The organism is Segatella oulorum F0390, assembly GCF_000224615.1.
Classification (GTDB): domain Bacteria; phylum Bacteroidota; class Bacteroidia; order Bacteroidales; family Bacteroidaceae; genus Prevotella; species Prevotella oulorum.
Window position 1 is genome coordinate 815,627 of sequence record NZ_JH114215.1, and the last position, 23,436, is coordinate 839,062.

Genomic DNA, 23,436 nt, shown 5'->3' on the forward strand with positions numbered 1-23,436 from the left:
AGCAAGTGCTCAAATTATTTCTTTGAGGCTTGCCCAACCGTGGGCAAGTTCCAAATTTATTTTTTGACGTCTGCCCAGCTTCGGGCAAGTCGCAAATTTTATTTTTTAGCGTTTGCCCAACCGTGGGCAAGTCGCAAATTTATTTTTTGACGTTTGCCCAGCTTCGGGCAAGTCGCAAATTTATTTTTTAGCGTTTGCCCAACCGTGGGCAAGTCGCAAATTTATTTTTTGACGTTTGCCCAGCTTCGGGCAAGTCTCAAATTTATTTTTTAGCGTTTGCCCAACCGTGGGCAAGTCACAAATTATTTTGATACAGACCTATAACTTCGCCGTAAGCTGCTCCACATGGCAATAGAATATTGGTGCTGACACATGATTTTCCTTTCCTTCGCGGTAAACACTCTCACAGATATACCGCAGATCCTCAAGATTGCTGTGCAACTCCATAATCCTACGAGTTAGATGATTGCGCGCAAACATATGTTTCATAAAATAAGCAGAGAGCCGCGCCGGCAAGCGGAACATCCATAATTCATTTCGATAGGGTTTCAAGTTTATACCCCGTGAAGCCACGATTTTCGTCGTTTCTCGGACAGTTTTAATCACGATTGTGAGCAATGTGGTGGAATTCATCAGCCGGTGTGCCGCCTGTGCGCTATCGTTGATGCCGATAGCTGCCCCGGCAACAGTAATCACTGCGGCGTTGATAGCCATGTGCAGGGCTATCCACTCTATCATATCGTGGGGCTGCTCTAATTGAATATGGCAAGAGGCGAATAGCTGACACACATCTGTTCCATTCGTAATTTTCGCGCTACATACATTTTCCAGCATGAAATGGTCAAACACGCAAGCATCTAATTTTGCCTGCGAAGGGATCGAATCGCCCCCACTTTCCAAGCGACCTCCGGCTACTGGAAAGCCCAAAATGTAATGATAGCCCTGCATCATTCGGTCAAGAGTGGCCCTGTCAAGCCACAAATTACAGCATATCAAGAGCGTTCCCTCGAATTGCTCCTTACGAATTTCCTGCATCACGGATGAGATTTTTCCCTGTGCTACGCTCACGAAGATTAAATCGTATCGTTTCTTTGAACAAAGCGCAATGTCATATTGCCCCTCCGTCTGAATTCCTTCAGCCGACATTCGCCCATCCAATAGTGACACACTCAACTGCTTGATGCCTTTCTTATGACTTCCGTCGCGTAAATAGTGCTCCACATGGTGCCCTGCCTGCTTAAAAAGAAAGCCATAAGTACTACCGATAACTCCCAATCCGATGATTAATATATTCATGATTCCACTTATCCTTTTATGCCCTTAGTCCATTACATTATCAATGCTGAAGCAGCACAAGTTGCTAAAATCTCAGAAAAACAGTCGTTTTTTAGCATCATTATGGCCTCAATCGTGTGCAAATCGCACGCATTTTTCAACAGAATGCAATATAGATTAGTCCCCCTTCTACAACACAAAAAAAGAGGATGTGCTGATAAGCACATCCCCAATCTCTCATTTCATTACGTTTGCACAAATTACTTTGCAGAATCTGCAGCTGCAGAATCAGCAGGTGCTGCATTTGCAGTGTCAACCTGTTGGATTGAATCTGAGTCATTGTTACCTGCGTTGTTAGCAGTTCTGTCATGACAAGATGCGAGAGAGATAGCTGCAACAGCTACAAACATAAATGCTACTAATTTCTTCATTTTCTTTGCTTTTTAAATCTGTAAAACAATCATTTGTTATTAAAACACTGCAAAGGTAAGTATTTTTTTGATATACAACCTAATTTTTTAACTACTTTTTTTTATGTTTTGTGTAACTTTTTTCTAAAACACTAATTTGCAATCACTTATAACATCAATTTAAAAGCGATTTTCAGACAGAAACTTTGCCGGGATGGATTGCCGTCTCTAAAAGTCTACGGAGAAACGGTTCGTTGATGACAAATCCATCCCACAGCACACTATCATTAATATTCATCCCAAGACTTGATATCTATATTCTCTAATTTCGTTGAACAAAATGCTTGGATAAACGCACATGCCAAGCGACTGTTCGTTAATAAAGGTATATTCAAGTCTATGGCAGCACGCCGTATGTGATAACCATTCGTTAACTCATGCACCGTTAAATTCTTTGGAATATTCACAACCATATCTATTTTCCGCTCTTTCAGCAACGCTAAAGCTTGTGGTTGCTGCCCCGTTTCTGATGGCCAATAAACACGCGTGTTAGGGACACCATTCTCAGAGAGATAGGCACTTGTTCCTCCTGTGGCATAAAGCTCATAGTGATTGGCAATCAATAATCTTGCTGTTTCTAACATTTCGGCCTTTTGTTTGGCACCACCTGTCGACAACAACACTGATTTTTTAGGAATACGATAACCTACAGAAAGCATGCTTTTTAACAAAGCGGCATTGGTATCATCACCCAAACATCCTACTTCGCCCGTAGAACTCATATCTACACCGAGCACCGGATCGGCCTTTTGAAGACGATTGAATGAGAATTGGCTTGCCTTTATGCCCACATAATCAAGATCAAAAAGATTTTTATTCGGCTTTTCAACAGGGAGCCCCAACATCACTTTCGTTGCTAAATCTATAAAATTGAGCTTAAGAACTTTGCTTACAAACGGGAAAGATCGGCTGGCACGGAGATTACATTCAATGACTAAGATGTCGTTATCGCGTGCCATGAACTGAATATTAAACGGACCATTGATATGCAGATTTTTTGCAATTTGTCGACTAATACGCTTAATACGTCTTACCGTCTCAACATAAATCTTCTGTGGTGGAAACTGAATTGTCGCATCACCAGAATGGACTCCGGCAAACTCCACATGTTCACTGATAGCATAGACTATGATTTCTCCATTCTTTGCAACAGCATCCATCTCTATCTCTTTCGCATTTTCTATGAACTTAGAAACTACGACAGGATGGTCTTCACTGACATTAGCTGCCAAAAGTAAGAAACGTTTTAATTCATCTTCATTTGAACAAACATTCATTGCAGCACCTGACAACACATAAGATGGGCGCACTAAAACCGGATAGCCAACGCGATTGACAAAGGACTCGATATCTTCCATATTGCTCAAGGCTTGCCATTCAGGTTGATTGATACCATGCTCGGTAAGCATTGCAGAGAACTTTGCGCGATCTTCTGCTCCATCTATATCTTGTGCTTGTGTGCCTAAAATGGTAACATGCTGTTCATCTAATTTCAATGCTAAATTATTAGGTATCTGGCCTCCAGTGCTAACAATCACACCATGTGGACACTCTAAATCAATGATATCCATGACACGCTCAAAAGTAAGCTCATCAAAATACAGACGATCACACATGTCATAATCGGTTGATACCGTTTCCGGATTATAGTTAATCATCACAGAACGCCAACCTTCTTTACGAATTGTATTCAGTGCTTGCACACCACACCAGTCAAACTCGACAGAACTTCCTATGCGATAGGCTCCCGAACCTAAGACTACGATGGAACGCTTATCATTAGAGAAGGTGACATCATGAGTCGTACCACCATAAGTAACATAAAGATAATTGGTTTGTGCAGGATACTCGGCTGCTAAAGTATCAATTTGCTTAACTACAGGTAGAATACCATAATGCTTACGCAGATTGCGCACCAATAGCGAAGCTTTATGCATATTCTCTACTTCATCTTCTAAGCCTATAGCACGCGCAATCTGGAAATCAGTAAATCCATAGATTTTTGCCTCCAATAGAAGTTCTTTATCTAAGGTGTTAATATTAAAACGACATAACTCTTTATTAATATCGACCAAATGCTGCAACTTTTGCAGGAACCACTTATCAATTTTAGTTAGTTCATGTATCTGGTCTATAGTATAACCATGTTGTAGTGCCTTAGACAACACAAAAATACGTTTGTCAGTCGGTTCACGCAAGGCTGCATCTATATCTGCTATAGCAAGCTCCTTATTATCAACAAAGCCATGCATGCCTTGCCCTATCATTCTGAGTCCTTTCTGAATAGCTTCTTCAAAATTCCGCCCTATGGCCATAACCTCACCCACAGACTTCATGCTCGACCCCAATTCTTTATCTACACCATGAAATTTCGATAAATCCCAGCGTGGAATCTTACAAACGACATAATCAAGAGCGGGCTCGAAGAAAGCACTCGTAGTTTTTGTTACAGAATTTTTTAATTCAAAAAGTCCATAGCCGAGTCCTAACTTTGCAGCAATAAAAGCTAATGGGTAACCTGTTGCTTTTGAAGCTAAAGCAGATGAACGCGAGAGACGAGCATTTACTTCGATTACACGATAGTCTTCACTCACAGGGTCAAAGGCATATTGCACATTACACTCACCAATGATACCTATATGCCGAATGATTTTTATTGATAATGCGCGTAACTTATGATACTCATGATTGGTCAGCGTTTGTGAAGGGGCGACAACAATACTCTCACCCGTGTGAATGCCTAATGGATCAAAATTCTCCATGTTACAAACCGTGATACAATTATCATATTGGTCGCGGACGACTTCGTATTCTATTTCCTTCCAGCCCTTTAAACTTTTCTCAACCAATACTTGTGGTGAAAAAGAAAAAGCTTTTTCACAAAGTTTATTTAGTTCGTCCTCATTATCAGCAAAGCCTGATCCTAAACCTCCTAAAGCATAAGCTGCACGAATTATGACGGGATAACCTAAATCAGATGCAGCTCTTCTCGCTCCCGCAATATCTTCACAAGCTTCACTCTTAATCGTATTAACATTAATCTTATCTAATTCTTCAACAAAGCGTTCTCTATCCTCTGTCTTCATGATGGCTGTAACAGGTGTACCTAATACTTGTACACCATATTTAGCAAATACACCAGATTGCTCTAATGCCACACCACAATTTAAAGCCGTCTGCCCACCAAAAGACAAAAGAACCCCATCGGGACGCTCTTTCTGAATGACCCGCTCAACGAAATAAGGTTGGACAGGAAGAAAATAAATATGGTCGGCAACCCCTTCTGAAGTTTGCACGGTCGCAATATTAGGATTAATCAATATGGTTTCAATACCTTCTTCACGAAGTGCTTTTAATGCTTGAGAACCAGAATAGTCGAACTCGCCCGCTTCACCGATTTTCAGTGCACCTGAACCCAACAGCAATACCTTTTTAATATCATTGTGCTTCATTATACTAACTATTTTAATGTCTCTATAAACTTATCAAAAATAAACTCTGTATCAACAGGACCTGAACAAGCCTCAGGATGGAACTGACAACTAAACCAAGGTTTCTCTTTATGCCGAATACCTTCGTTCGAACCATCATTCATATTCACAAATAGTTCTTCCCAATCTTGCCCCAAGGTCTTTGCGTCTACTGCATAACCATGGTTTTGGCTTGTTACAAAACAGCGATTTGTATCCTTCATACGAACAGGTTGGTTATGCCCTCTATGACCATATTTCAACTTATAGATAGTAGCTCCGGCAGCCTTTGAAAGTAATTGATTTCCCATGCAAATACCACAGATAGGCTTATTGCTCTCGCTCATCTGCTTGCGTAAGATATCTACAGCCGCTGAACATAAGTTAGGATCGCCCGGACCATTGGATAAAAACAGACCATCAAAGCTCAATTTCGTATAGTCATAATCCCAGGGGACGCGGACGACTTCTACCCCACGCTGTATCAGGCAACGAATAATATTTGCTTTTGCACCACAATCAAGCAAAACAACCTTTTTTCCTGCACCTTCATTATAGCGGATAATCTTTTTGCAGGATACTTGATCAACAAAGTTTATGCTGGCATAATCTATCTCTTGGACTTCTCTTTCATCATCATCAAAGACCAGCCTTCCCATCATCACACCATGCGAACGCAAGACCTTTGTTAGTTCACGCGTATCAATTCCTGTTACACCAGGAGTCTTCTCACGCTTCAACCAATCAGATAAACTTTCCACAGCATTCCAATGATTATAAAATGAGCTATAATCATTCACGATAAGTCCAGAGACATAAATTCGATCGCTCTCCATAAAAAGAGGAAGCCCTTGCGCATCCATTGTAAAAGCTGGCACCCCGTAATTACCCACTAAAGGATAGGTTAACACTAACAATTGTCCTGCATAAGATGGGTCAGTAAGACTTTCAGGATAGCCCATCATTGCAGTGTTAAACACAACTTCTCCTGCAACAGGGGCTTCATAACCAAAGCTCTTTCCACAGAAAGTTGTGCCATCACTCAAGACTAATGTCACGTTCTTCATTTCTCTATGTTGTTTTTATAAGTTGTTACTATACGCATATATACAAGAAGAATTAGAGAATTACTTCCCTAATTCTTTTTGCTCATAATAATTAATAAAAGATTGGTTGCACAATCTCGTTCCCCCCAAAGTAGGATAATGCCCTGTAAAATACCAATCACCTTGATGTTTCGGTATGGCATGATGAAGTCCTTCTATACTTTGGAATACAAGCTCTATAGGTGTTGTGACACCCGAAGGCCTAAGCATCTTAACGATCTGCTGATTTATCTCATCAACAGAGAATGGTTCATACAGCATACGAACACCATTTTGCATGGGAATATTCTCCGTCTTCTTCAACTCTTGCAAACATGATTCGTATGTATTATGAATGATATGCTCCATGCCTCGCTCCTTCAATAAAGCAATCGTAGCACGGAACACACAGAACTCCTCTAAACGCGGCATATCAATACCATAATAGTCCGGATAGCGTATTTGTGGGGCACTACTTACAACGACAATCTTCTTAGGATGAAGACGATTCAGTATACGCAGGATACTCTTTTTTAAAGTTGTGCCACGAACAATACTATCGTCTATAACAACCAAATTGTCAACATGGGGTACAATGCTCCCGTAAGTAATATCATAGACGTGGCTTGCCAAATCATTGCGGCTGTTTCCCTCTGCAATAAATGTACGCAGTTTAATATCTTTCCATGCTACTTTCTCTGAACGCACACGTACACTCAGGATTGCTTCTAACTCCTCATGAGTTGGGATGTGCCCTAAGCACTCTATTTGCTTTATTTTTTGTGCGTCAAGATACTTTGTTAACCCATTCTGCAACCCGTAATATGCGACCTCTGCCGTGTTGGGAATATACGAGAATACCGTATGTTGCAAATCACCATCAACGACTTTCAACACTGAAGGAACTAATAATTCGCCCAAACGTTCGCGCTCAGCATAAATATCACGGTCAGAACCTCGGCTAAAATAAATTCGTTCAAAAGAGCAGGGTGCCGCCTCCTTTGGTGCAATAATTTGCTCAACCAGGCATTCGCCATTTTTTTTCACCATCAAGGCTTGCCCTGGCTGTAACTCCAATACATCATCACACTCTAAGTCAAATGTGGTTTGCAACACAGGGCGTTCACTGGCCAAGACAACAATCTCGTCATCCTTATAATAGAATGCCGGACGAATGCCCCAAGGATCGCGCATGGAAAACATCTCACCACTGCCCGTAACCCCACAAACAACATAACCTCCATCAAAACGTGGCATCGTTGTTTGCAATACATTTTTCATATCCACATGCTGCTCTATATAAGATGTAATGGCTGTATTTTCTAATCCTCGTTCCTTTGCGGCATTGAAATTACGCTCCACTTCGCGATCCAACCGATGCCCCATCAATTCCAACATAATATAGGTGTCGCTATAAATACGTGGAAATTGACCTTGTTGCGTGAGTTGATGAAAGACTTCATCCACATTGGTCATGTTGAAATTACCACAGAAGCAAAGATTTTTTGCTTTCCAATTGTTTCGACGCAAAAAAGGATGCACATAGGTTATGCCGCTCTTACCCGTTGTGCTGTAACGAAGATGTCCCATATAAAGCTCGCCGGCGAAAGGAAGATTTTCCTTTGCATATTCTACATCGGTCAGATTTTGAGCTTCAACACATGCATAGCTGTCGTGTACCTTACCAAAAATCTCTGTGATAGCATTCGACCCTTCAGCACGCTCCCGAAACATATATTCAGAACCTGCTTCAGAATCAAGCTTGACACATGCCATCCCAGCTCCTTCCTGTCCACGATTGTGCTGCTTCTCCATCATCAAATAAAGTTTGTTTAGCCCATACATCCATGTGCCATACTTCTCTTGATAATAAGATAGAGGCTTTAGCAGCCGTATTAATGCTACACCACAATCTTCTTTTAATTCTTCCATGCCGAAAACGCCTTTACTGAATATTGTTAAACAAAAAAAGAATGAAAACGACAACGCTTTTCCATTCTTTTATTTCTCATCACCGTAGCACAGTAACCATGAACGATGCTAAGCTCACGACTATTCCAACAAATGAAAACCACAGTGAAGTAGAATTACCTATCATTGAGTTTTGCGACTGCACGGTGTTAGGTTGCACATAGATAATATCGTTTTGCTGCAAATAGTAATAAGGAGAATTGATGATATTTGCATCATTCAAATTCAAACGATGATATTCCTTTTCCCCATCCGCTTTCTCACGAATAAGAATGATGTTATCACGTTTTCCATATATGGTTAAGTCCCCTGCTTGCGCCAGAGCTTCTATGATGCTAATCTTCTCGGTTGAGACGGGTATCACGCCTGGTGATTTTACCTCGCCTGTAATGGTGACACGATAACTCGCCATGCGCACCGTCACCACAGGATTTTCATTTGCGGCCAAATAAGGAGCAATCTTATTTTTAATCATATCCTCACACTGATTTTTGGTTAATCCTGCCACATGTAACTTGCCCACTACCGGAAAATTGATGTTGCCTTGGTTGTCAACCAAATAACCATCGGTGGTTGTCGTTGTCCCTGCGGCTTGTCCTCCTCTGCTCCCACCAGTTCCATTATTAAAAGGAGCAGAGACTTGTGGATCGGTAGTGTTCACCGTTACCAAAATTAAGTCTTTAGGCATGATGTGCGCATCATAAAGACCTTTCGATGCAGCCAAACTCACTTCATCAATATTCTTGAAATAAGCAACTTTCTTCACTCCTGCACAAGCGCTTAACAATAAAATTCCCACACAAATATAAAATAGGGACAAGACTTTTTTCATACGTAACTCTTAAAACTTATCGTGTTGCAAAATTAAGTTTATTTTTTGGGAATGGCAAATATTTCTCTCATTAATATAATAGTGACAAGGTGACATCCGATATTCCTTATTTTCTCCGCCTTTCACTTCTGAGCGAAAATGGTACAATAAAAAGGTGTGACTGCATTCAGCCACACCTTTTATATTATATTATATAAGTCGATTTATTCTATCACGACCAAGGGATCTTCCTCAAGTACGCTCTGTCCCACTTTCACGCAGACAGCCGTAACCTTTCCGGCCTTTTCGGCCTCAATGTTATTAGCCATTTTCATAGCCTCCAACACAACTACGGTGTCACCTACTTTCACTTCCTGTCCCACTTCAACGCTAATCGCAGTGATTGTTCCAGGCAGTGGTGCTTTCACTGCGTTGTTGGCATTGATATTGGCCGCAGCAACAGGTGCCTCTGCATCATCAGAACTTTCAGCAGGCTTACCCAACACAACTTTCTTCTTTTCTTCTTTTTCTTTCTGCTCTAATTGCACTTTGTATTCGTCGCCATTCACGCAGATAGAAGCCACATTGTTCTCATCGATTTCTTGGATGGCAACTTGATATTCCTTGCCATCAATCGTGTATTTAAATTCTTTCATATTGTTTGCTTATGGTTTTGGAGTTAGCGATAAGAATTTTGCATTCCACATCGTCTCGCGAGGTTGGATTGTGATAATGCCAGCTTCTTCATCGTGTACATTGTTTCCTTCAAATTCGTAAAGTGCCATTGCTATGGCAGCAAAAACATTTTTATCCATTATACATCTGCTTATTTAAAATGTTTCGGAAAAACCTGCTTACATCGGCATGCAACCATGCTTCTTGGCCGGCAAGTTTTGGCGTTTAGTAGCCAATTGTGCCAATCCACGGCAGATGCGGAAACGCGTATTGCGTGGTTCAATCACATCGTCGATATAGCCAAATTGCGCAGCCTGATAGGGATTGGCAAACATTTCACTGTATTCATCTTCCTTCTCTGCGAGGAATGCTTTCACATCGCCGCCTTCATCCTTCACGGCCTTAGCCTCTTTTCCATAAAGCACGGCAACAGCACCGCTGGCCCCCATCACTGCAATCTCTGCTGATGGCCATGCAAAATTGAGGTCAGAGCGCAATTGTTTGCAACCCATCACGATGTGCGAGCCACCATAACTCTTGCGCAAATTGATGGTAATCTTGGGCACAGTAGCTTCGCCGTAGGCATAGAGCAACTGGGCACCATGCAAGATAACGGCATTATACTCCTGACCTGTTCCGGGCAAGAAACCGGGCACATCAACCAAGCTGACGATTGGAATGTTGAACGCATCGCAGAAACGCACGAAGCGCGCACCTTTGCGGCTGGCATTCACATCCAACACACCTGCATAGGCTGCGGGCTGATTGGCTACCACACCCACGCTTTGACCATTGAAACGAGCAAAACCCGTGATGATGTTCTTTGCAAACTTTGGCTGCACTTCCAAGAACTCGCCATTGTCGACAACCGAAGCAATCACCTTATACATATCGTAAGCCTGGTTGGGATCTTCAGGAATAATCTCGTTCAACAAGTCATCCTTGCGGTCGATAGGGTCTGTGCATTCTACACGTGTTGCCGTCTCTGTGTTGTTAGACGGGATATAAGAGAGCAGGCATTTGATGAGTTCCATACATTCCTCTTCGGTCTTCGCAGTGAAGTGGGTCACGCCACTCTTGCTGGCATGCACACTGGCACCGCCCAAATGCTCGGCATCAATATCCTCACCCGTAACGGTTTTCACAACTTTCGGCCCCGTCAGGAACATGTAAGAAGTGCCTTCGGTCATAATCGTGAAATCGGTCAACGCAGGCGAATATACCGCGCCACCGGCACATGGCCCCATGATAGCGCTGATTTGTGGGATAACGCCACTGGCTAAGATGTTGCGTTCGAAGATTTCACCATAGCCGGCAAGCGCTGATATACCTTCCTGAATACGTGCGCCGCCAGAGTCATTCATGCAGATAACAGGAGCTCCCATCTTCATGGCCATGTCCATCACCTTGCAGATTTTCTGTGCCATTGTCTCGGAAAGCGAACCTCCATTCACGGTGAAGTCCTGCGCATAAACATATACCAAACGGCCACCGATGGTCGCAGAACCAGCTACAACGCCGTCGCCAAGATATTGTTTCTTTTCCATGCCAAAGTTGTGGCAGCGGTGCAGTTTAAACATATCATACTCTTCAAAGCTACCAGCATCGACCAGCATTTCTATGCGCTCGCGAGCCGTATATTTGCCACGAGCATGCTGCTTCTCAATCGCTTTCTCTCCACCGCCAAGGCGAGCTTGCTCGCGCTTAGCAATCAGTTGTTTGATTTTTTCTACTTGCTTCGTCATAAAACTATTATTAATTTTTTATCCTTCTGTTGTATCCTGCACCATTGTAACGTGCAATTTCGCTGCAAAGGTAGTGAAAAAAATAGGAAGGCTGAGCGTTCTCTGTGCAAAAAAGCAAAAATATGGAACAGGTTTTAGCGCTTCATCTTGAAGATTTCATGCAAAAACAAGGCGCATTCAAAATATTCTCAAATAAAATTGTAATTTTGCAAGCCAACGAAGGTTTAATCATCGCAATATGCATCCATCTAAATTAAAGTTCATCGTAGTTCTGATGAGTATAGTGTCTGTCTCATTATTCTCCTGTAAAGGGCGGAAGGAAACGCAATATACCCCCTGGGGGACGGCATTTGACAACATGGATAGCACCGCTCAACAACAGTTCTCGCTGGCCGATATCCAGGACAATGGCGAATTGATTGTGCTCACGATGTCGGGACCAACGACCTATTATGATTATCAGGGGCGTGGCATGGGGTTACAATACCTGCTGGCCGAACGCTTTGCACAGCAGTTGGGCGTGCAGCTGCGTGTCGAAGTATGTAAGGACACCACTGAGATGGTGCACCGTTTGCAAAAGGGCGACGGCGACCTCATCGCCTTTCCTCTGCCCCACGCTTACCGCAACATCCTTTACTGCGGTGTTAAAACGGGCAAAGCACAGTGGGCCGTGCAACAGGGAAACACCTCATTAGCCGATTCACTCAACAGTTGGTTTAAGCCGGCTCTGCTCACTGCCGCAACACGCGAGGAGCAATTTGCGCTGTCTTCGCGCAGCATCACGCGCCACGTCTATTCGCCCATGCTCAATCGCTCGGGCGGCGTCATTTCGCAATGGGATGCCCATTTCAAGCGCTATGCCATGTGGGCGGGCTGGGATTGGCGCCTGCTGGCAGCACAATGCTATCAGGAGTCCACCTTCGACCCTAACGCACGTTCTTGGGCCGGTGCTTGCGGGCTCATGCAAATCATTCCTTCCACGGCCGACCATTTGGGCATTCCCCGCAACATGCTCTTCGACCCCGAGCAGAACATTGCAGGGGCTGCAAAATACATTCGCGAGCTCACGGCCAAGTTTCGCGACGTCCCCAATCCGCTCGACCGTGCCTGCTTTGTTCTGGCCAGCTACAACGGCGGCTTCTTCCACATCCGCGATGCCATGGCTTTAGCACGAAAATATGGGAAAGATGCCCATCGCTGGACCGACGTGCAAGAGTTTATCTTGCATCTCACCACGCCCGCCTACTATCGCGACCCCGTAGTGAAATATGGCTACATGCGCGGCACCGAAACCACCGCCTACGTCAACCGCATCATGGATCGCTGGGCGCAATACCGCGGTTTTGCCAAAGGCGGCGGCTTCTCTATGGGCAACGCGGGCTTTGAAGGCTTTGGTAGCGGATTGGACAACATGCGACCCACGCGTGCGAAATACAAAAACCGATTTCAGTTATAGCCGGCAGGCTCCGCCGACGGATTAATTCAAGAAATGGTTGCCAGAAGAGGGATTTGATGGAGGTTGGTAGGGGCGGTGCCTGTGTGCCCGCCCGAACGTTCGCGTAGCGGCGTTTCCATACCCAAAATACACGCATTGTGCGCAGGGATTTAACGACGGATGCGCCCTTGTAGGGCGACACGGGCGGGCACACAGGCACCGCCCCTACCCATCTCCACCATATTTTCCCACACAAACAAAATAATCATTTACGGACAATCCATCCAAACGACATCAACTGTCCACACGCAATCCACCCAAACGAAATCACCCATTCCACGCGCAATCTGCCCCAACGAAATCAACCGTCCCATACGTAATCTACCCAACGAAACCGTAGGGGCGGTGCCTGCGTGCCCGCCCGAACGTCCGCGCAGCGGCGTTTCCATACGCAAATGAATACAACTACACAACACATCGGGGGCAGAAATGCATCGCGCACTCCCGCCCCCATTCTTTGAAATAAAAAAGTGTGTGTATCGTTATGATTTTAGCGTCACTGCGGATAACGCCATTTGTTTTAAAACAAGTTATTCTTTGGGTGCCCCGCGGATAACGCCATTTGTTTTAAAGCAAGTTATTCTTTCGGTGTCACCGTGGCATCGCCCTGACCTTTGCCGCCGGGCTGTTCCTTTCCACCACCGGGTTTATCCTTGCCATCGCCACCACCACCCGGCTTTTTGCCATCGGGCTTCTTCCCACCGTCACCAGGTTTCTTCCCGTCACTAGGCTTGTCGCCGGGTTGCTTGCCATCATCCGCTTTCTTCTTTTTCGGCAACACCTCGTCCTCATACCGCTTGATGAGCTGATTCACGAAGTCGGCGAAGGGTTTCAGGGCCTCGGCACTACCCAACGTAGCCATGGCATTGGCCACCTTGCGCACCTGCTTGAAGGCTTCGTCGGATTGCTGACGTGCCTTGCGCAGCGCACCCGCCACCTGTTTCGACTGCTCCGTGGTGCGGCTGTAGAGCAGTTCGCTCACCCTCGCATTGGCCGTTTTCAGCGACGCCAACACCGTTTGCAACCCCAATTTGGCCACCTCGGCGCTGTATTTTTGCTCGCAATCCTCCAACAGGTTTTGAATGGCACCCGTCTCGCGTTCCAACTGCATTGAGGGCTTGATGCCATAGTCCACAAGGCTCTGCCAGAGCGTTTTGGCCGCCGTATGCAAGTCGGATGAAGACACGCGCAAAAAACTCTTCACCGAACGGTAGTAGGCCGAATACAACGTGTCGCGGTCGGCATCGGCCGCCAAAATCTCGTCGGTCGAAGCACTTTTCTTCGACAACGCAAAGTAGCGGTTTTCCTCGTTAAAAGCCGCTTTCAACGCGTCGGCCACCTTTTTAAAGTACTCGTTTTTCAACAACTCCGTCTCCGAGTCCAGCCGTTTGCAAATAGACTCGATGAACACGAAATGCGCGCCGTTGCTCACGCTTTTCAATCCTAATGTTTCAATCTCCATAGGTCTTTTTATTTAAATCATTAACTAAAAGGTCCCGAAGGGCCAAATTATCTTTTTAAAATCGTGAGGTACGCTTTCAAATGCCTTGCTCACCTCAAAATCTTTTTTTATTATTTGTCCAACCTTGGGCAAGTCTCAAAATATTTTTTTATCGTTTGCCCAGCCTTGGGCAAGTCTCAAATTATTTTTTTGACGTTTGCCCAGCTTTGGGCAAGTCTCAAAATCTTTTTTTAGCGTTTGCCCAGCTTCGGGCAAGTCCCAAATTATTTTTTTATCGTTTGCCCAGCTTCGGGCAAGTCCCAAATTATTTTTTTGACGTTTGCCCAGCCTTGGGCAAGTCTCAAATTATTTTTTTACCGTTTGCCCAGCTTTGGGCAAGTCCCAAATTATTTTTTTAGCGTTTGCCCAACCTTGGGCAAGTCCCAAAATATTTTTTTGCCGTTTGCCCAGCCTTGGGCAAGTCTCAAAATCTTTTTTCGGCGTTTGCCGAACTGCAGGCAAGTCTCAAATTTATTTTTTGAGTTTTGCTCAAGCCAAATCGTAGGGGCGGTGCCTGTGTGCCCGCCCGAACGTCCGTGCAGCGGCGTTTCCATACCAAAATGGCACGATTCCACGTGCAAACAGCATGTTTCCACCCACGAATGATGCGCTGCCATGCGCAAACAACCTGTTTCCACCAATCCGCTCGGCACCGCTAACGATGGATGCGCCCTTGTGGGGCGCGCTGGCCGGCACACAGGCACGGCCACTACCCTTGCTGCAACGTAATTGCTCATCCTTCTTTTCCTTATTTTAATTATCTGCTACCGGGCGGATGGCGCACCCGGACGAACGACTGGTGCTACTCAGCGTCAACATGCTTAGCTGACTTAAGCTCATGCTGCAACCATTATAGCTGTTGTCCGGGAGAGCCGACCAAAAGTAACCAATGTTGTCCATGAATGCCAACGAACCGTCAGAGCTAAAACGAATACCCAAAGCGGGGAAAAAGATGGTAGGCGTAGTGCTAGTAGGATTGAGCTGCGTGTAGAAGTTCCAACCAGCATTCCAAGCGCCACTAACGTTGAATTCCGTTGGGTTACTTGCAGTCTCACCAGTAGTCGTAAAACCAGTAAACGCCTTAGAAGCGGGCATGTGAAAACCTGCAGGGCAAGGATCGTAAATTGTCTTGACGATGGCATCATTCGACCTATTGTTGAGCTTAGTGTTGTTGGCCGACCAAGTATTGCAGTAGGTCTGGTTATAGAAATCGGTGGAAAGACCGCTAACTGCATAAAACTTGTCGGGATTCTGAATTGTAGTTCCAATAGATTGACGCGAAGCATGGGCTATGAGAGTGAAAGCGGTGGTGCTGGGTGTACTACTACTTCCATCGTAGAAAGTGTCGGTGCCGGGGAAGGCATCCTTACGACCAAATTGATACAACGTGACAGCATTTTGTTTTACAGAATAGGGATTCTGCGTAATTACGACTGGCGAAGAGGCCTTGATGCCGCCATTACCTGCCTGTTGTTCTATCGTGAGGCGTGCCTTGCGCGGTTGGTCGTAGGACGTTGCTTCATCTCTTAAATAGGCTTGTCCCAAAGTGTTGCGCGTGAACTTGTAGATGGTACCATCGTAGTTCTTCACAGGAATCTTGTCCAGCGCGTCGGCATGGTCGAACCACAAGTGCCACGACCAAACAATCTGCCCACCACGTTTGATGGCAATAACAGCATTACCGTTTCGGATATCTTCTTTCTTCACTTCGAATTCTACGAAATTCAGGCCATCGTATGTGATGCGGAGAGAAGCATCACGAATCAAATTAGGCTGATCCTGCCAAACAACATTAGCTGTATGAGCACTTCCACCTAATTGCGTGCCAATGGAAGGACTCGTGATATTCCCATCTTGATGGTCTTTGAAAATCTTCAATAGGTAGGGTGTCCCTGCAGGTTGCGTGGATTGATAGGCGTTGGTGTTGGGAACATCATTCTTGACACCATTACCATAAATCAATGGGATGCAATAATGGCCGGGAGCAGAGATGAGATAGCAGTTGGCAGTCTCTTCAATATGATTTTTTGCACCGTTGCCACCGGGATTAGCCAAGTTGTAGGGATTGGCGGCCGTTCCTTTGGGTGTGGCATCCTTGAGTACTTGGTTATAAGCGCCGAGTTGGTCGGTAACAGGAGCGGCTTTCACTGCGGTGTTACAAGCTTCAGCTGCTGTGCCGCCATTGCCATGGTCGGTGATGTCGCCAAGCCAATCGGGCTTCGTTGTGCCGCGGTCTACCCAGCCACCAGTGCCGCCGTTGAGGGTATAGTCCCACTCTTCGTATTTTGAAATCTTCCAAGGAACGGGCTGCTGTGTAGAACCATTCTGGCGATAGCTGGTTACTTGAAATTGCGTATTGGTCGCACCTGTGTAGTTAGCATCATGCGAAAAGGTCTTGTCACTTTCGTTACCTGTCAAGGTGAAATGATACCCCCATGAGGAGTTCTTCTGCGAAAGTTTATATTCTTTTGTCACGCCAGCTTTCCATTCGCCTGTGAGTGGGATAGTGATGGTTTTGGTTGTAGCACCGTCTTGATAGTAAATAACGGCTTTGATAGCATTGGCAGCCGTCTTAGCTGGCATAACCTGCGGTATCATCAAGAAGGTGAATTTTTCACAACCGAGACGGTTATGATTATTGGGATCGGGGTCGAGTGCACCGGCCAACATCGTGTTGGGCATTTCTGCCGCATTTAAATTTATATTGTCAAGTGCCACGGTTGTGGTGCCTGGATCTACCGACCAAACGGCATCGCTGCCATCGGCCTTGTTGGGCAAGCGATAACGACCTTTATACTTCACATTTTTGAGTTCAATTTTCTTGATGATGACAGGTGAGAGGTTGCTGCCGATGGAAAACTTCACAGCGGCCAAGGCATGGCGGAACTTGAGATTGCTCGTGGGGTCGTTGCCATGCTCATAGTGCACCTCGCCCGAGCAGGCTGTCATCAAATCTACTTGACTCATCACATCTTGATTAACTTCGAAGTCAATATAGGGTACTTGCGCATAGTTGCTCGGCGAGAGCGTGATTTTGTTTGCTGGTGTAGCTTCGGGATAGACGGCATAGAAACGACCGTAGACATTGACGGGCCAATCCCAATCGTAGCGACTTTGCAACGTGCCATCGGGATTGGTCTTTTCACCATGAAACCACAACAATGCCGTGCTGGGATTGGCTGCAGCTGTCGAATTTGCCGCGCGATAGCCGATGGACGAGAAATTGCCGAGGGTGGCCGTCTTGATGATTTCGGCGCGTGTTCCTTCGGCCGGTTTCACGGGGTTGATGCCTTCGACAGTCGATTCAATCAGGCAGAAGTCGTGAGGATTGCTGCCCGTAGCTTCAAGTTTGCGTGGGGCAAGGTCGGCCGACGAGAGGGGCTGCGGGCTCAAACCGCGGGTTATGCCCTTGGCGCCGGCTTGTGCCAAAGCCTCCATTTGGGCGTCGCTCACATTGAAGGCTACCGCCGTGCCTGTGTGCTTGCCAGGCTGTTCGTTGGCCAAATCGTCGTCGGCACAAGCACCGAATAGAAGGGTTGCACCGAGGACGAGCAACAGACTGCCATTGCATAGGCTGCTAAAGTGTTGTTTTCGAAATGTATGTTTCATCTTCTTTTTCGTTTTGTTGTTTACTACTTGCGATGGACTGTGCACGCCGTTTAATCTTCGTCTTCGACTTCTTCGCTGCCGCCATCTTCAAAATCACCTACGCTGACACTACCTTTGTGACCAGTTTCACCACCGCCACCTGGACGTGCCACGGGGCTTTTTGTTAATAACGCATACTCTGTCGCCAACGGAATGACCGTACATGTGGGCGTTTCATACAATTTTTTCTTCATTTTTCTAAAACTATTTATATGTTACGAATAATGCTTTCGATGTTTTTGCAAACAAAATCTGTTCATTTATGCACGCAAAAAGGGCATGCAAAAAGTTTATGAAAAACTTCTTGCATACCCTTTGTTTGTAAGTGTTTATGTTGTATATTACGCGCGCGTCGCGCGTACCTTTATATTGGTCTCGCTCCTGTGTGTGTGTGTGTGTGTGTGTGTTACACAATTATTTGGATTGACCAAATAAAAAGGCATAAAAAAACAGGCAGAAGTGAAATTCTTTTGCGCTGCGAAAATGGCCTTGTTGCGTAAGCTACTCATCTGTGATTTTTTTGTTTTGTCGACCGCAAAGTTAAGTGTTTAAAAAATGCTACACAACATTTTTGGCCACTTTTTTGATTTCAGACCTTAAAGATTAAGCCATTTCGCTCTCCTCTTTTCCGAAATCGCCTTTGATTTTCAAAAGGGCTGTGGCAACAACCGGCAACAGACAGAGCACCAACAGCACGATGAAAAACTGACGATAGCCGAGCATATCGGACATAGTTCCGGCGAAGAAAGCGGGCCACATCATCGAGAACGACATCAGTCCCAAGCAAATGGAATAATGATGCTCGCGATGTTTGCCCACACTGAAATAGGAAATGAAATAAAGGTAGGCGCAAAGGCCAAGCCCATAGCCCATGTTCACCACAAACATGCTGCTGCCAATGGCAAGCAAACTGCTGGGCATGGCATAGGCCAACCACACATTGAGCACATTGGGCACGGTGGTTGCCGCCACCATGGGCCACAACATTTTGCGCCATCCGAAGCGACGAATGGCTGCGTGACCAACGATTCCACCCAACAACAAGCCTATAACGCCCACCGTTCCATTGACCAATCCAAACTCTTGTGGTGCCAAACCTAAGCCGCCTCGGCTGGGAGGTGCTTGCAAAAAGAGCTGCGAAATGGGCATATACAATGCTTCGGGCAAGCGGAACAACAGCAAAAAAGCGATGGAAGAGACGAACAAACGCTGGCGGAAAAATGCGCCCAAGCCGCGCCAAAACGAATAGATGATGGTGCGTGAGAGTGGTTGTGAAATGGGATTGTCTTCACGATGCGCCGAAGGAAGCATATAATAATGGTAGAGACTAAAAGCCAAGAACAAGCCCGTGAGCCCATAAAAGATTAAACTCCACGAGAACCTTATCTGATAACGAAACATCACTTGCACCACACCGGCTATCATGATGAGCAACCCTTTGCCCATCATGAGTGCAAAACGATAGAAGATGCGCCGAATAAAGATAACGTCATCGCTGTCGTAGTGCTGAAAAGCGCGCTTGAAAAAGCTATCGATGGCAACGTCGTGGGAGGCACTGCTAAAAGCTATTAAACTGAAGAAAAAGAATGTTCCTTGCAACCACCACGCGGCTTGCAACGTGAAAGCTACGCCCGAATAGGCTGCTCCCAAGAGCAATTGCGTGGCCACAATCCACCATCGTTTGGTTTGATAAAGCAACAAAAACCGCTCCCAAAAGGGACGAATGACCCACGGAAGATAAAGCCAGGCTGTGTAGAAGGTGATGGCGGCATCGCTCAATCCCAACTGCATGTAGATTTCTATGGCCAGCACGGCAATAGTCACATGCGACAATCCCTCGGCAAAACAGAGTGAGGGAAGCCACAGCCAAGGCGAACGGTTTCTCATGCTTTTGAATAAATGGAGCGAATTGCTACGCCACGATAATAATGCAACAAAATCTCATCATAGCGGAAACCACGCTCTCCCATCACTGCCGCTCCTATCTGACACAGCCCCACTCCATGCCCCCAGCCTGCGCCTTTGAGCACAAAGCGCGCCGGCACTTGCTGCGCATTGAGGTCGAAACGCTGCACCACGAAAGCCGAACTATAAAGATGAGAAGGGCTCAACGCACGGCGAATCTCGAGCTCTTTCCCGATGATTAACGTGCGCTCGGTGCCCACAATGCGCAATTTCGACAGCCGTCCACTCATGCCCCGCTCTACAGGTTGCAAGTCGATGATGTCCCCAAAACGCAGGTTTAATTTGCTTTCGATTAAATGGCGCAGTTCGCTTTGGGTATATTCCACCTGCCAACGATAGAAATCTTTCGTCTCTTGGTCATAATCATTGAGCACTTGTGAAAGGATTTTCGGGTCGTGTGTATTGCAATAACTCTCAGGATTGGTTAAAATCCATTGCTCGGCTTGTGCTTCGTTGGTCAGGTCGGGCATGTCGGTTTCAGGAGCATCGCGCAAGGCAACAAGATAAGGTTTGCGCAGGTTTTCCCAGCAATATTGATATTCTTCCACCACGCCGCCGCAGCTTTTCGAAAAACGTGCGTCGCAAATCTCATCGTCATAGAGCAACACTTCGCCAAAAGTTTCATTCACGGCTTGCACCACATGCGCATTCGTTTCTTTCGTAATGCCTTGATAACGCTGGCAATGGTCGTCGGCACACACATCGAAAAGTGTGTGATCCTCGCGGTCATACCACCGGATATGCTCTGTTTCGGTCTGCACAAATGAGCCAGCAGTCTGCGTCGTCACCTTCAAAGCTCGCCGCTTTTGCATCTGCGCCAAGAGCCAACTGCGCGAAATCACAGCATGCGCTTTCAACAATTCCAAACTCGACGTGGCACTCATCTCGCTCGAAATCACACTCTCTAAATACCATTCTACAGGCAACTGATTGATGGCTACGACTGCATTTTGTGCTACGATGAGCCGCAACACACCTCGGAACGTTTGCGTTTCTTTACGTTCCCAATGGAACTTCACGCCAATCACGACATCAAAAATGGAAAATGTTCCCGACACATCCGCCGGCTGAAATTCAAGCGTGTCATACGCTTTCCCCTGCCAAAGCAATTTTCCGTCGACCACGTGCACTTCGTGTTGTCCTTCTGCAAGTTGCGCATTGCACCGGTAAGGCGCATTCAACCTGAACCTAATGGTCGTGCCACTCACTATACCTACGCTCACCATGGGCTGCGTAGCAATCTCTTCAGCCTTCAATTTGGCCATAGATTTGTCATTCATTTCGTTTATTTTTGATGGGTTATGCGGCGAAAGACAAAACAAGATTTAGCAGCAAAACCGTCTATCATGCGCACGCAATCTCAGTTTAACAAGCTCTTTTTAGCATTGCTTTGCAAAGGTAATAAATCACTTTGAATAAAAGTGATGGTTGTTTGTTTTTTACAAAGAAATTGCAACAATCGCCATCAATGCAACAATCTGCACGATATTGCAGCGTAATTGAAATGGTTTTGCGCACAAATTTGCACCACTTTGGTCCACAATCTCATTGCTTTTTCTTCGCAAAAGCAAATCATCCTCCTACGTTTACCTTGCGCCCTCAAGCCCTATCGCCCACAGACACGCATGCACAGCCCGCAAAAATACATGCTTTGCAGAGCCTCATTCAACATTATTTATTACCTTTGCACGATGAATGTTTCGAAAAAAGCACTTTTAGGTTTGACGCTTTACGAGTTGAAAGCTGTGTGCAAAGAACTGGGTATGCCGGCTTTCACCGCCACGCAAATGGCGAAATGGATATACGAGCGGCATGTAGCGTCGATTGACGACATGACGAATATATCCAAAGCAAACCGCATGAAGTTGGAGACGCTATATGAAATAGGTCTGCAACCTGCCATTGATGCGCAACATTCACAAGACGGAACCATCAAATATCTGTTTCCCACGCGCGATAACAAGTTCGTAGAAACCGTTTATATCCCCGATAAAGACCGGGCGACACTCTGTGTTTCATGTCAAGTGGGCTGCAAAATGAATTGTCTTTTTTGCCAAACCGGCAAACAAGGATTTGAAGGTAGCCTGACGGTCGCCGACATTCTGAATCAGATTTATGCCCTCCCCGAGGTTGACCAACTCACCAATATTGTGTTCATGGGGCAGGGAGAACCGATGGATAACTTGGATGCAATCCTCAAAACAACCGAAATTCTCACTGCAAGTTACGGCTGGGGATGGAGCCCCAAGCGCATCACGGTGAGCAGTGTAGGTGTGAAAAATAAGCTCAAACGCTTCTTGGATGAAAGCGATTGCCATGTGGCCATCAGCCTACACTCGCCCTTTCCTGAGCAAAGAGCACAACTCATGCCCGCCCAAAAAGGCATGCCTATCGAGGAAGTTATCGACTTGCTGCACAATTATGACTTCTCACATCAGCGCCGATTATCATTCGAATATATCGTTTTCGCCGGTGTCAACGACACACATCAGCATGCACAAGCCATTGTAAACCTATTGCGAGGCTTGGTTTGCCGAGTAAATTTGATTCGCTTTCATCAAATCCCCGGAGTGGCGCTTCATGGCACTTCAGAGGCTAAGATGGAGGAACTGCGTGACTATCTCACTGCTCATGGGGTTTTTACCACCATCAGAGCCAGTCGAGGGGAAGATATTTTTGCAGCTTGTGGCCTGCTTTCAACTTCGAAAAAGATCAATGAAATCAGACATGAAAAATAGTTGGATGGGATGGTTCTTCATGGCATTAATCCTTCTTTCGGGGTGCACAAACACACCGAAACAAGAGGCTATGCATGCCACAACACCCCACAAGAACCAACGTTTGCCATGCAATTTGCCTAAAAAAATGTTTGGCATCGCCCTCCAACTTCCTGCCGATTTCAACAGCTATACACAGGGAGAGCATTTTCTTTGGCTATCGAACAACGACACCGAAGTGGTGGAAAACATCGCCCTTTATTCGATAAAGGAAAACGCTATAAGCGCACTCAATGTGCCACGTTTTTGCCATTTGTGCGATAGTGTCATGCACAAAAATGTGCGTGGCATTAGCGATGCCATCTATATGACGACCCTTCAAGCGTCGGTTCGCGGTTGGAAAGACAACACAACCTCAACCTTTTGGTTTGAAGGGCTGTGGGAAATGCAGAACGATGCAATGGGCGGTCGTTTCATTTGCCGTGCTATAAAACGTCCATCCCGGCATGACATACTCTTCGCAGAGGCCATCCTTTATGCTCCCAAAACAGAAAATAAGACAATCCTCATGAGACAGTTGCAAACTGTCTTGCAATCTATAAAATAAA

The 23,436-nt window shown here is 45.7% G+C and carries 21 protein-coding genes; 4 read left to right on the plus strand and 17 right to left on the minus strand.

Going from position 1 to position 23,436, the window contains the following annotated elements:
* Positions 1 to 318: 318 nt before the first annotated feature.
* The 9 genes from HMPREF9431_RS03460 to HMPREF9431_RS03495 all read right to left on the minus strand — a co-directional run bounded on the left by HMPREF9431_RS03460 (position 319) and on the right by HMPREF9431_RS03495 (position 11,502).
* Positions 319 to 1,296, minus strand: coding sequence for a ketopantoate reductase family protein (locus HMPREF9431_RS03460; RefSeq protein ID WP_004379724.1), 978 nt, complete (start codon positions 1,294 to 1,296; stop codon positions 319 to 321).
* A gap of 239 nt (positions 1,297 to 1,535) precedes the next feature.
* Positions 1,536 to 1,706 (minus strand): hypothetical protein, encoded by a 171-nt coding sequence (locus tag HMPREF9431_RS13165; protein ID WP_196794551.1) that lies wholly within the window; start codon positions 1,704 to 1,706, stop codon positions 1,536 to 1,538.
* Between the two features lie 266 nt (positions 1,707 to 1,972).
* Positions 1,973 to 5,197 (minus strand): carbamoyl-phosphate synthase (glutamine-hydrolyzing) large subunit, encoded by a 3,225-nt coding sequence (gene carB / locus HMPREF9431_RS03470; RefSeq protein ID WP_004379726.1) that lies wholly within the window; start codon positions 5,195 to 5,197, stop codon positions 1,973 to 1,975.
* An 8-nt stretch (positions 5,198 to 5,205) separates the two neighbouring features.
* Positions 5,206 to 6,282: a glutamine-hydrolyzing carbamoyl-phosphate synthase small subunit gene (gene carA, locus HMPREF9431_RS03475; protein WP_004379727.1), complete on the minus strand. Its 1,077-nt coding sequence runs from the start codon at positions 6,280 to 6,282 to the stop codon at positions 5,206 to 5,208.
* A gap of 60 nt (positions 6,283 to 6,342) precedes the next feature.
* On the minus strand, positions 6,343 to 8,232 hold the full coding sequence (locus tag HMPREF9431_RS03480) for an amidophosphoribosyltransferase (RefSeq protein WP_004379728.1): 1,890 nt from the start codon (positions 8,230 to 8,232) through the stop codon (positions 6,343 to 6,345).
* 79 nt (positions 8,233 to 8,311) lie between these two features.
* Positions 8,312 to 9,103, minus strand: coding sequence for a polysaccharide biosynthesis/export family protein (locus HMPREF9431_RS03485; protein ID WP_004379729.1), 792 nt, complete (start codon positions 9,101 to 9,103; stop codon positions 8,312 to 8,314).
* Positions 9,104 to 9,306: 203 nt separating this feature from the next.
* The gene (locus tag HMPREF9431_RS03490) at positions 9,307 to 9,738 is read right to left on the minus strand and encodes an acetyl-CoA carboxylase biotin carboxyl carrier protein (RefSeq protein ID WP_004379730.1); all 432 of its coding nucleotides are present in this window, start codon (positions 9,736 to 9,738) and stop codon (positions 9,307 to 9,309) included.
* Positions 9,739 to 9,747: 9 nt separating this feature from the next.
* Positions 9,748 to 9,897 (minus strand): hypothetical protein, encoded by a 150-nt coding sequence (locus HMPREF9431_RS13170; RefSeq protein ID WP_004379731.1) that lies wholly within the window; start codon positions 9,895 to 9,897, stop codon positions 9,748 to 9,750.
* Positions 9,898 to 9,936: 39 nt separating this feature from the next.
* Positions 9,937 to 11,502 (minus strand): acyl-CoA carboxylase subunit beta, encoded by a 1,566-nt coding sequence (locus tag HMPREF9431_RS03495; RefSeq protein ID WP_004379732.1) that lies wholly within the window; start codon positions 11,500 to 11,502, stop codon positions 9,937 to 9,939.
* A gap of 122 nt (positions 11,503 to 11,624) precedes the next feature.
* Between HMPREF9431_RS03495 and HMPREF9431_RS13620 the strand changes: the two genes are divergently transcribed.
* On the plus strand, positions 11,625 to 11,759 hold the full coding sequence (locus HMPREF9431_RS13620) for a hypothetical protein (RefSeq protein WP_262502395.1): 135 nt from the start codon (positions 11,625 to 11,627) through the stop codon (positions 11,757 to 11,759).
* On the plus strand, positions 11,741 to 12,958 hold the full coding sequence (locus HMPREF9431_RS03500) for an MltF family protein (RefSeq protein WP_004379733.1): 1,218 nt from the start codon (positions 11,741 to 11,743) through the stop codon (positions 12,956 to 12,958). Before HMPREF9431_RS13620 ends, HMPREF9431_RS03500 begins: the two co-directional genes overlap by 19 nt.
* A gap of 248 nt (positions 12,959 to 13,206) precedes the next feature.
* Here HMPREF9431_RS03500 and HMPREF9431_RS13395 read toward each other — a convergent pair whose 3' ends face one another.
* The 8 genes from HMPREF9431_RS13395 to HMPREF9431_RS03530 all read right to left on the minus strand — a co-directional run bounded on the left by HMPREF9431_RS13395 (position 13,207) and on the right by HMPREF9431_RS03530 (position 21,391).
* On the minus strand, positions 13,207 to 13,386 hold the full coding sequence (locus HMPREF9431_RS13395) for a hypothetical protein (protein ID WP_231287692.1): 180 nt from the start codon (positions 13,384 to 13,386) through the stop codon (positions 13,207 to 13,209).
* 188 nt (positions 13,387 to 13,574) lie between these two features.
* Entirely contained in the window at positions 13,575 to 14,459 is an 885-nt protein-coding gene (locus HMPREF9431_RS03505; RefSeq protein WP_004379734.1) for a DUF6261 family protein, read from the minus strand.
* Positions 14,460 to 14,594: 135 nt separating this feature from the next.
* Positions 14,595 to 14,762, minus strand: a complete 168-nt coding sequence (locus HMPREF9431_RS13400; RefSeq protein WP_155812926.1) for a hypothetical protein — start codon at positions 14,760 to 14,762, stop codon at positions 14,595 to 14,597.
* 83 nt (positions 14,763 to 14,845) lie between these two features.
* On the minus strand, positions 14,846 to 15,235 hold the full coding sequence (locus HMPREF9431_RS12780; protein ID WP_004379735.1) for a hypothetical protein: 390 nt from the start codon (positions 15,233 to 15,235) through the stop codon (positions 14,846 to 14,848).
* A 16-nt stretch (positions 15,236 to 15,251) separates the two neighbouring features.
* A complete protein-coding gene (locus tag HMPREF9431_RS03515; RefSeq protein ID WP_004379736.1) occupies positions 15,252 to 18,107 on the minus strand; it encodes a hypothetical protein in 2,856 nt (951 codons plus the stop codon).
* 50 nt (positions 18,108 to 18,157) lie between these two features.
* On the minus strand, positions 18,158 to 18,340 hold the full coding sequence (locus HMPREF9431_RS03520; protein ID WP_004379737.1) for a hypothetical protein: 183 nt from the start codon (positions 18,338 to 18,340) through the stop codon (positions 18,158 to 18,160).
* A gap of 409 nt (positions 18,341 to 18,749) precedes the next feature.
* Entirely contained in the window at positions 18,750 to 20,033 is a 1,284-nt protein-coding gene (locus HMPREF9431_RS03525) for an MFS transporter (RefSeq protein ID WP_004379739.1), read from the minus strand.
* Positions 20,030 to 21,391 (minus strand): SpoIID/LytB domain-containing protein, encoded by a 1,362-nt coding sequence (locus HMPREF9431_RS03530; RefSeq protein ID WP_004379740.1) that lies wholly within the window; start codon positions 21,389 to 21,391, stop codon positions 20,030 to 20,032. The genes HMPREF9431_RS03525 and HMPREF9431_RS03530 overlap by 4 nt, the downstream gene beginning before the upstream one ends.
* Before the next feature lie 411 nt (positions 21,392 to 21,802).
* On the opposite strand from HMPREF9431_RS03530, the gene rlmN reads away from it, so the two are divergent.
* Together rlmN and HMPREF9431_RS03540 are read left to right on the plus strand one after the other, a co-directional pair.
* Entirely contained in the window at positions 21,803 to 22,849 is a 1,047-nt protein-coding gene (gene rlmN, locus HMPREF9431_RS03535) for a 23S rRNA (adenine(2503)-C(2))-methyltransferase RlmN (RefSeq protein ID WP_040561092.1), read from the plus strand.
* The gene (locus tag HMPREF9431_RS03540; protein WP_196794552.1) at positions 22,839 to 23,435 is read left to right on the plus strand and encodes a DUF4837 family protein; all 597 of its coding nucleotides are present in this window, start codon (positions 22,839 to 22,841) and stop codon (positions 23,433 to 23,435) included. The genes rlmN and HMPREF9431_RS03540 overlap by 11 nt, the downstream gene beginning before the upstream one ends.
* The last annotated feature ends 1 nt before the right edge of the window (position 23,436 follow it).